Here is a 9,474-nt window from a genome sequence, read left to right as displayed (position 1 = left end):
CAGCGGGTTGATAGGCCGGAGGTGGAAGCGCCGCAAGGCGTGTGAGCTGACCGGTACTAACAGGCCGAGGGCTTGACCACACACCTATCACGACCCCCTTGACACCACTCACGGGTCGCAGCACCACGAAGAAGAAGACTTGTCGCGTCCACTGTGCGGTTCTGAACGCCCCACCACCCCCACACCGCATCCGGTGGCGGGGGCCAGCAGGTGGAGAAGTTCACAGCGTTACGGCGGCCATGGCGAGAGGGAAACGCCCGGACCCATTCCGAACCCGGAAGCTAAGCCTCTCAGCGCCGATGGTACTGCCCTGGAGACGGGGTGGGAGAGTAGGACGCCGCCGGACAGCCATTGACGAAAACGGGGGTCAGAGCCACGCGCTCTGACCCCCGTTTTCGTGCTTTCTGCCATCCTTCGTCGGCACTCGCGAGTGCTGTAGTGAGCATCGAGGTACGCACACAGTCATGACTTCTCCACGTCGAGGCGCCGGTGGCGCCGGTGGACAGGGCGGTCCTCGCGGTGGTCGCGGTGGCGGTCAGGGTCGGCCGCAGCGACCGGGGAATCCCCGAAGCGGCGGCGCCTCGGGCGGCCGGGGGGCCTATCAGGGACGTCGTCCGACCGGCGGCGGTCCGGCCGGAACCGGTCGGCCGCGGCGCGAGGACTGGCAGGACCGGCGCCCCGGTGACGAGCGCGGCCAGGGTGGTCGCCCGGAACGCGGCCGGGGGGAGCGGTCCGGGGGCTCCGGTGCCGACTGGCGGGACCGGCGTCCCGGCGACGAGCGCGGCCGGGGGGAGCGGTCCGGCGGCTCTGGTGGCGACTGGCGGGACCGCCGTCCCCAGGGTGACCGTCGCCCCTCGGGGCAGGGCTCGCGGTGGCAGGACCGACCGGACCGGGGCGGCGCGCAGCATCCCGGGGCCTCCCGGTCCCAGTGGCAGGACCGACGTCCCCAGCGAGACCGGCCTCAGCGGCCCGACGACGCCCGCGGGGAGTGGCGTGACCGTCGGCCGGAGGGCGACCGTCCCGACGGCGCCCGTGGCGGTTGGCAGGGCGGGCGGCAGCAGCGGGCCGGCGGATCGCAGGGGAACTGGCAGGAGCGGCGGCCCGGCGCCGGCCGACCGGCCGGCGAACGCCGTGCGCCCGCTGCTGGTGGGCGTGGCAGCTGGCAGGAGCGCGGTGCGGCCGGGGAGCGCCCTCGGCGTCCTGAGGCGGCAGAGCGTGGGTCCTGGCAGGAGCGCGGTGCGGCCGGGGAGCGCCCTCGGCGTCCTGAGGCGGCGGAGCGTGGGTCGTGGCAGGAGCGGCGTCCACAGCGAGCAGCGGGTGCCGGTGGTGCACGGGGGGACTGGCGCGACCGTCGTCCCTCCGACGACCGGCGCGGGTGTCCGTCGAGGGCCGCCGGTGCCGACCGCACGCCGCCGGCACCGGCCGGCCCGGCGGTGCCCGAGTGGGCCGATCCGCGGGACCTCGACCCGTCGGTCCGGCAGGCGCTGCGGGGCCTGGACCCGCGCAACGCCACCCGGGTGGCCGAGCACCTGGTCACGGCAGGCACGCTCGTCGACGAGGACCCGGTCGAGGCGCTGGCCCACGCCCGTGCGGCGCGTGACCGGGCCTCGCGGATCGCGGTCGTGCGGGAGGCCGTCGGGGTGGCGGCCTACCACGCCGGCGACTACGCCGAAGCCGCGCGGGAGCTGCGGGCCTACCGGCGGATGAGCGGTGACGAGGCCTACCGCGCCGTCCTTGCCGACTGCGAGCGGGCCCTCGGTCGCCCGGAGGTGGCGCTGCGTCTGGTGCGCGAGGCACTGGACGAGGGTCCGGACGCCGCCGAGACCGTCGAGCTGCGGCTGGTGGAGGCCGGTGCGCGGCAGGACCTCGGCGAGCTCGCAGCAGCCCGCCTCGTGCTCGAGGACGCGCTCGGCGGCCGTCCGCGTCCGGAGTCGGTGGACCTCACCGACCCGGGCGTGCTGCGGCTGGCCGGCGCCTACGCCGACCTGCTGGCAGCGGCGGGGGAGGAGGGGCCGGCGCAGGCCTGGGCTGCGGCCCTCACGGCGCACAGTCCCGTGGAGCTCGAGGTCGAGTTCTCCGAGGAGGGGCTCCCCGTCGAGGAGACACTCCCCGCCGAGCGCGCTGCGGCCGACGACGACGTCGCCACGGAGCCGGGTCCTGCTGCCTTCGCGGAGCCGGGTCCTGCTGCGTTCGTGGAGCCGGTACCGGCGGCGGACGACGAGCAGGAACTCGACCTCGACGACGACATAGAGGCCGAGGTGGCCGAGCTGCTCGGCGAGATCGAGCCGCCCGAGGGCCCCGCGCAGCACTGACCACCGACATCGGCCCGGCGTCCGTCCACACCCACCGCGGTGTTCCACAGACGGGCGCCGGGCCTGTGCCGGGGGCGCGCCGGTCGCGAGGCTGCCCTCATGAGCGTGGCAGTGATCGACCGGAACGACGTCGTGCTCCGCGGGCGGCTGTCCGCCCCCGCGGAGCTGCGGACCCTCCCCAGCGGGGACACGCTGGTGACCTTCCGGCTGGTGGTGCGCCGGCCGGAGCCCCGGGCTCGAGGGCAGTCCGTCGACGTCCTCAGCTGCATCACCTACGACCGGGCGTTGCAGCGCCGGGTCGCCGCCTGGGAGCCGGGTGACGTCGTGGAGATCGAGGGGGCGTTGCAACGCCGCTTCTGGCGGACACCCAACGGCACCGCGTCGGTGTGCGAGGTCAACTGCCGACGGGGGCGGAAGGTGCCGCGGTCGTCCGCCGGGACGACGGTCGCGAGCGCGTGACCGGCCGGTCAGTCCGCGTGCGGGCGGAGGACCAGCCCGGTCCGGGGCTTGGGGACGAACAGCGTCGACTTCCTGGGCATCCGGGCGCCGGTGCGGGCCACCGCGGCCACGTCCGCCGGCGATGGGGCCCGCAGCAGGACGGCGACGCCGTGCCGCGCCCGCGCCTCTGCGAGCGCCTCGTCCACCGTGTGCACGACCATGACCGACCGCGGGTCGTCGCCGCGTTCCCACAGCCGCTGGAACAGCCCGTGGTGAGCGAGCACGACGTCGAGCGCGCGCCACGCGGCCGGTGCGCCCGCAGGGGCGGTGGCCCGCATCTCCTCCGTCGGGTCGCTCAGCCGCAACAGGCGGCGGCCGTCGGTCACCAGCAGGCCGGACACGCCGGGCTCGGCCAGCCAGCCGCGGGCGGTGTCGGCGACGCTACCGTCCGGCACGCTGAGCTCGTCGACGGTGAAGCCGGCGGTGGCCCGGTCCAGCGCGTCCTCCAGCGGCAGGTCCGGCACCACCCGGTGGATGCCGTGCACCCGCAGGCCGCCCGGGCCCATCGGCGTGATCAGAGCGAGGATGGCCTGCGCCCCGGGGACGCCGGAGGAGGCTCGGGCGTGCGCCTGTGCGGCGGCGAAGCGGTGGTGCCCGTCGGCGATGACCGCACCGGTACGGGCGAGGGTGGCCTGCACCCGGTCCAGGAGGCCGGTGTCGGTGACTCGCCACAGGGCGTGCCGCACGCCGTCGCCGTCGACCACCGCCAGGGTCGGCTCGCCCTCGCAGGCGGCGGCGGTCAGCTCGGGCAGTTCCGGGTCCGGGTCGTGGGCCAGGATGATCGGCTCCAGGTCGGTGCCGGTGGCGGCCAGCAGGGCACGGCGTCCCTCCACGGCGACCGGGTAGGTGTCCTCGTGCGGCAGGACGGCCCGGGAGCCGGCCGGCGGCAGGCCGACGGCCGCCAGCCAGCCGACGGTGGCCGCCCCGTCCGGCGGCCGCATCTCGTACACCCACATCGCAGGGGTCGCGTCCCGCTCCAGGACGCCCCCGGACTCCCAGTCCTGCAGCGTCCGGGCCGCCTGCTCGACCGACCGGCGCAGCGCGTCCGCGGCGGTGTTGCCCGGTGCTGCCGCGACGCGCGGGAGGATCAGCCGGACGACGTTGTGCGGATCGGCCTCGGCCAGGCGGTCCCGCCCATCCGGCGTCACCAGGTCGTAGGCTGGCGAGCTCACCCGGGCCAGGTGCCCGGGGTCTCGTTGCCGGTAGGTCAGGGCGCGGAAGGGCCGGACCTCGAGCCCTGTCGCTGCGGGGTGCGGGGAGTCCGCCGTCGACGAGGGCACGATGGGGATCGTAGGAGCGGTGCCGCCCGGTCCGCCGTGGCGGCCGCTCCCGACCAGGGACCGGCGGTGCACGCGCCGACGGGGAGCACCCGGACCGAGGGGGCAGCAGTGGACGACACGGGGGCTCCCGAAGGCGGGGTGTACGAGTGGTACCAGCGCGGGCTGCACCTGCTCGCCAACCGCGACCCGGCCGCGGCGGCGACCATCCTCGCCCGCGCCAGCGAGGCCGAACCCGGGTCGCGCAGCCTGCTCGAGGCACTGGCCCGCGCCCAGTACGACGCCGGCCGCTACGACGAGGCGATGGTGACCTTCCGGGAGCTGATCAGCCGGAACCCGACCGACGACTACGCGCAGTTCGGCCTGGGGCTGGCCGCGAGCCGCGCCGGGGACCTGGACCTGGCCGCCGAGCACCTCGCGCTCGCCGTGGCCATGCGTCCCGACGTGACCCACTACTCGCGGGCGCTGCGCGGCGTCCGGGCCCGGCGCTCGGGGGCGACCTCGTGAGCGGGCTCCTGCCGCCGTCCCTGGCGGCCGGGACCACGGAACCGCCCACCGCGGTCTACGACGTGGCCCTCCTCGACCTCGACGGCGTGGTGTACGTCGGCCCCGACGCGGTGCCGGGTGTGCCCGCCGCCCTGGCCGCCGCCCGCGCCGCCGGGATGCGGCTGGGGTTCGTCACCAACAACGCGGCCAGGACGCCGGAGGAGGTGGCCGGGCACCTGACCGACCTGGGCATCGCAGCCGCGCCCGGTGACGTGATCACCAGCTCGCAGGCAGCCGCCTCGGTCGTGGCGCAGCGGCTGGGCGCGGGGGCGCGCGTGCTGCCGGTCGGCGGCCCCGGGGTCGCCGCGGCGCTCCGGGCGGCGGGGCTGACCGTGGTGGAGTGCGCCGAGGACCTCCCCGCGGCGGTGGTCCAGGGCTACGGGCGGGACGTCGGCTGGGCGCAGTTGGCCGAGGCGGTCGTCGCGGTGCGCAACGGCGCCCAGCACGTCGCCACCAACACCGACGCGACCATCCCCTCACCGCGCGGTCCGCTCCCGGGCAACGGCGCGATGGTCGGGGTGGTCGCCGGCGTCACCGGCCTGGCCCCACTGGTCACCGGCAAGCCCGATCCCGCCATGCACGCCGAGTGCGTGCGCCGCACCGCCGCCCGCCGGCCGCTGGTGGTCGGAGACCGGCTCGACACCGACATCGAGGGGGGACGCCGGGCCGGGGCGGCCAGCCTGCTGGTGTTCTCCGGCGTCACCGATCCCGCGGCCCTGCTCGCCGCCGGGCCGCAGCGCCGGCCGGACCTGCTGGCCGCCGACGCCTCGGGACTGCTCGACGTGCACCCGGCGGTCGTGCGCGACGGCGGTGCCTGGCGCTGCCGGCACTGGTGGGCGCGGCCCGTCGGCGAGGGCGGCCCGCTGCAGCTGGGCTGCGACGACGGATCGGCCGAGACGGGCGACGGGGGCGCGCTGGACGGGCTGCGCGCCCTGTGCGTCGCCCACTGGATCCAGCACCCCGACGACGCCGTCACCGCAGCGGTCCGGGCGGCCGACGAGGGCGCCGCCGCGGTGCTCGCCCGCTGGGCTCTGCAAGCCTGACCGGCCGGTGATGACGGGGCCTCGAGGGGCGCCCGGCGGTCACCGGCTCCGCCAGGGCACTGGGGGACCGGCACTCGGGGACCGGATCAGGGGGCCAGCTCAGTCACCTCGCTGGCTCTCCGAGCGTGCGCCGCTGACACACCCGAGACGAGCAGCTTGCTCTCCGGCGAGGCGAAAGAAAGTACGACGGTGGAGATGGAGCGCCGTCCCGGCCAGACCTGGCTCTCGGTGACGTTGTGTGCGGCGGTGCACGAGTCGCGGAAGACGACGGTCTCCTCAGGGAAGCGGTCGGCGAAGTCCACGAGGAGTTGCACGCCAGGGGAGTAGTCCCCGAGCGCCTCGTCGTATGCCACCTTGAAGTGGAAGACACTCGTGCCGGCACGCAGAGCCACCTGCATCGCCACGGGCCCGGCCGGTACCTCCAGGGACCGCACCTCCAGCCGTTGGGCACGCGCGAACCGGGTCGTCATCTCCCGGAAGAAGGCAGCGTCGGCGGGCTTCGAGGCCAACGCCGTTCCCGCGCGGCCCTTCCATCCGTTGCTCTCCAGGGTCAGGAAGTCCTCGACGACGCCCTCGTCTCCTCCACGGTCGACGACCGTGACGGGCCCCTGGACCCGTTCCAGCGCGCGGCGCGATCTCCGGACCCGCTTGTGCCTTCCACTGCCCGGTACACCGACGTGGTCCTGGGAGAGCACCGCCCGCTCATGGCTCTCCCAGCGGAGCAGCCGGGCGCCCACGGCCTCCACAGCCTCCTCCAACGCCGCTGCAACGGGCCCTCTGTCACCCAGGTCCTCGATGCTCAGCAGCAAGGTGCCACGTCGGGTCCGGAGGGGTGCCCGCAGCACGGCGGCCAGAGCCTCGCGTGCCCTCTCTCGGTCGACCAAGGGGGTGCCGAGCAGTTGATAGGGGTGGGCCCAGGAGGTCAGCCCCGGCACGGGCACCTTCCGGTGCCACCGGCGGACCGGCAGTACCGGCAGGAGCAGGTCCACACGGCGACCGGAGGTGACGACCAGGAGGCGGACCCGGTCCCCGTCGTCGAGGTGGCGCAGGGCGGGCAGGAGGAAGTCCGGCTCGTTGCAGGGGTTCGGCTCGGCGGCCCTGTCTGCCAGGTCACGCCACGCGGCGACGAGGTCGGACGTGAGGTCCCGGGCCGCCGACACGAGCCGGACCGTGTGCTCAGCCAGCACGCGCAGCCACCACGGTCCGGGCGATGTCGGCGACGGTCGAGCGCGCGCCGAGGACCCCTCCCAGCACGGCACCGACCACCCCGGCACCGCACACGGCGAGCAGGGACGCGGCCCCCGGGTCGAGCACCAGGAGGACGGGTGCCGCGCAGACGGCCATGCCCGCCGACACCGCAAGCGCGGGCACCATCGCCCGCCAGCACTCGGACATCGCCGACCCGACGAGGCGGTTGGCGACGACCAGGCGCAACGCCATGTAGAGCACACCGGACACGAGGTGCACCGCGGCGACGGTCAGGATGCCGTGCCGGGCGAGGAGGAAGAACGCCGTGATCTCCACGACCGCGAAGACGATGTCCAACCGCAGGAGCAAGCCCGGCCGGCCCAGTGCAGGGAAGATGTCGCCGGACGCGAAGCCGATGGCGTTCACGCCGGCGGCCAGTGCGAGGAGCACCATCGGGCCGACCGCGGGGAGCCACTGCGCGGAGAAGAGGACGGGGACCGCGTCGCGGGCGACGAGGGCCAGCGCCGTCCCCATGGGGAAGCCGAAGAGCGTCAGGAGGGTGAGGGCCCGCAACATCGTCTCCTTGAAGGTGCCCGCGGCCCGAGTGCGTGCCCGGGAGTACCAGGGCAGGGCGATGCTGGAGAAGATCCAGTAGACGTTGTCGATGAGCAGTTCGGGCAGGCGGTAGGCGATCGTGTACTGCCCGAGGTCCTCCGGGCCGAGGACCCGCCCGACGGCGAAGTAGTCGGCGTTCGACGAGACGACGGACACGGCCTGCACCGCGACGACGGCCAGCCCGAAGCTGAGCAGCGTCCGCACTGCGGTCCGGTCGATGAGGAACCGCGGTCGGAACGGCACCAGCAGCCAGTTCACGACAGTGCCGGCGAGCTCGGCCGCCAGCAGCCCCCACACCAGGGCCCAGACCCCCTGCCCGTCGAGGGCGAGAGCCACCGAGACGACCAGGCGGGTCACCGCGCGGGTCATCTCGGTCCAGGTCCGCCGTCGGAAGTCCAGGTCCCGTCGCAGGACCGCGTCGTGCACCTGGCCGGCACCCCGGATCAGGAGGTAGAAGGCGATGGCGCGGAACACGTCTGCCTGGTCCGGCACGCGGAAGTAGGCGGCCACCGCCGGACTGCACAGCACGAACAGCGCCGTCAGCAGCGCGGCGATGAGCAGGTTCAGCGTGAACGCCGTCTGGACCCGGTTGGTGATCCCCTTCTCCTGGTCGTGGATCAGCGCCGAGCCCACGCCGAGGTCCAGCCCGATCTCGAAGAGCGCGATCACGGACATGGCCGCGGCGACGACCCCGAAGTCGTCCGGCACGAGGATGCGCGCCAGCACCAGGGTGGACACGAAGACGGCGACCTTCGTCATCCCGAAGGACAGCCCCGCCCACAGGAAGCTGTGCAGCGCGGTCCTGTCCCCGCGCGACGTGCCGTCCGGAGCCTGCCGGCTGTGCCCGGGGGCTGCCTCAGCGCCGGCCACGGGACCTGCTCATCTGGCGCTGGAGGACCACGACCGCCCGGTGGCGGAGCCGGCCGGCGAGCCAGACCACCGTGCGCGGGGTGGGGCGCAGCGCGCGCAGTCGGACGTCCAGGCGGGTCCCCGTCGTGTACTCCTCCTTGTAGGCCTCGTCGCCGCGGAGCAGGTCGTACTCGGTGCGTCCCTCCTCGGCTGCCGTCAGGATCGAGCGGCACATCACGGTCCGGCCCGGCGAGTGGCCGCCGTCCGGCCGGAACCCGCTCTGGTACGAGTACGCCCGGTCGCCGAGGAGCAGGACGTACTCCAGGGCGACGTCGCCCTCCGCCGTCGAGAGCCGGCAGACCCGCGCCGTCCCAGCCGCGGCCATCCGTGTCGCCGCGGTCACGTGGAAGCGCCGCAGCTCGGGGGAGGCGAAGACGGCTGACTGCTCTCCGAACCGGTCGTTGTGCATGTCCATCAGGGACTCCAGCAGCGGCCCGACCAGTTCGGGGTCCTCGACCACGCTGTACCCCCCGCCGGCCCGCTGCACCGACTTGAGCCCCCGGATCGACCGACGGTGCAGTCGCTGCCGGACCTGCTCGGCGGAGTGTCCGCGAAGACCGACCACCGGCACGGCCTCGACGCAGGGACGACGGGGCAGGCACCACGGCCGGCCGAGCTCCCGCCGCAGGGCGCGGGCGAGGGCCCCGTCGTGGAGGAGTCCCTCGAAGTCGGCGAGGTCCCATCGCAGGTCGCGGGTGATGTGCCGGGCGATGGCCGCCGCAACCGCGTCGCGGTGCTCCGGCACGGCCACCACGTCGATGTGGTCGGCCCCGAGCTCCGCGCTCCCGGTGCACCGCACCGTCCGGAGGCCACCCGCAGTGCGGACGATCTCGACGGGCAGGAGGCCCAGCTCGGCGCCGTCACGGTCCCGGGCGACCAGCACGACGCTGTGGCGGGACAGCGTCGGCTCCTCCGAGAGGGCCGAGAACCACTCCCAGGTGAGGAAGGGAGTGCTCACCGCTCCCTGCGCCTGCAGCCGGGGCCAGACACAGGCGAGCGTCGCCGAGTCCGGCGCGAGCTCCTCGGTCACGAGGGACCCACGCGATGCGACCACGGTCAACCCTGCGCCTCCCGGCTCCCCCCGTC

General features: G+C 74.9%; 8 protein-coding genes and 1 rRNA gene. 5 read left to right on the top strand and 4 right to left on the bottom strand.

Annotated features, from left to right (window positions below; all coding sequences use genetic code 11):
* Positions 1-229: 229 nt before the first annotated feature.
* From rrf to ACI789_RS03030, 3 genes are all read left to right on the top strand, one after another.
* Positions 230-346: ribosomal RNA gene (gene rrf / locus ACI789_RS03040) — 5S ribosomal RNA — on the top strand.
* Between the two features lie 1,087 nt (positions 347-1,433).
* Positions 1,434-2,312 carry a tetratricopeptide repeat protein gene (locus ACI789_RS03035; protein WP_457006661.1) on the top strand — a complete coding sequence of 293 codons (879 nt, stop codon included), beginning with the start codon at positions 1,434-1,436 and terminating at the stop codon, positions 2,310-2,312.
* A 99-nt stretch (positions 2,313-2,411) separates the two neighbouring features.
* Positions 2,412-2,771, top strand: coding sequence for a single-stranded DNA-binding protein (locus ACI789_RS03030; protein ID WP_456920970.1), 360 nt, complete (start codon positions 2,412-2,414; stop codon positions 2,769-2,771).
* Positions 2,772-2,779: 8 nt separating this feature from the next.
* Here ACI789_RS03030 and ACI789_RS03025 read toward each other — a convergent pair whose 3' ends face one another.
* Positions 2,780-4,090, bottom strand: a complete 1,311-nt coding sequence (locus tag ACI789_RS03025; protein WP_457006660.1) for a DUF1015 family protein — start codon at positions 4,088-4,090, stop codon at positions 2,780-2,782.
* 108 nt (positions 4,091-4,198) lie between these two features.
* On the opposite strand from ACI789_RS03025, the gene ACI789_RS03020 reads away from it, so the two are divergent.
* On the top strand, positions 4,199-4,594 hold the full coding sequence (locus tag ACI789_RS03020; protein ID WP_456920972.1) for a tetratricopeptide repeat protein: 396 nt from the start codon (positions 4,199-4,201) through the stop codon (positions 4,592-4,594).
* Entirely contained in the window at positions 4,591-5,676 is a 1,086-nt protein-coding gene (locus ACI789_RS03015) for an HAD-IIA family hydrolase (protein ID WP_457006659.1), read from the top strand. Before ACI789_RS03020 ends, ACI789_RS03015 begins: the two co-directional genes overlap by 4 nt.
* Before the next feature lie 86 nt (positions 5,677-5,762).
* Here ACI789_RS03015 and ACI789_RS03010 read toward each other — a convergent pair whose 3' ends face one another.
* The 3 genes from ACI789_RS03010 to ACI789_RS03000 are packed head-to-tail and all read right to left on the bottom strand — an operon-like array spanning position 5,763 to position 9,346.
* Positions 5,763-6,863 (bottom strand): GNAT family N-acetyltransferase, encoded by a 1,101-nt coding sequence (locus ACI789_RS03010; protein ID WP_457006658.1) that lies wholly within the window; start codon positions 6,861-6,863, stop codon positions 5,763-5,765.
* Positions 6,853-8,349 carry an oligosaccharide flippase family protein gene (locus ACI789_RS03005; protein ID WP_457006657.1) on the bottom strand — a complete coding sequence of 499 codons (1,497 nt, stop codon included), beginning with the start codon at positions 8,347-8,349 and terminating at the stop codon, positions 6,853-6,855. The genes ACI789_RS03010 and ACI789_RS03005 overlap by 11 nt, the downstream gene beginning before the upstream one ends.
* Positions 8,336-9,346 carry a GNAT family N-acetyltransferase gene (locus ACI789_RS03000; protein WP_457006656.1) on the bottom strand — a complete coding sequence of 337 codons (1,011 nt, stop codon included), beginning with the start codon at positions 9,344-9,346 and terminating at the stop codon, positions 8,336-8,338. Before ACI789_RS03000 ends, ACI789_RS03005 begins: the two co-directional genes overlap by 14 nt.
* Positions 9,347-9,474 lie beyond the last annotated feature (128 nt).

The sequence above is a fragment of the Geodermatophilus sp. SYSU D00965 genome, assembly GCF_054050075.1.
This window is presented reverse-complemented; position numbering and strand designations above follow the sequence as displayed.

Coding starts and splice junctions, on each gene's coding strand:
- ACI789_RS03030 (WP_456920970.1), top strand. CDS start 2,412: ATGAGCGTGGCAGTGATCGACCGGAACGACGTCGTGCTCCGCGGGCGG.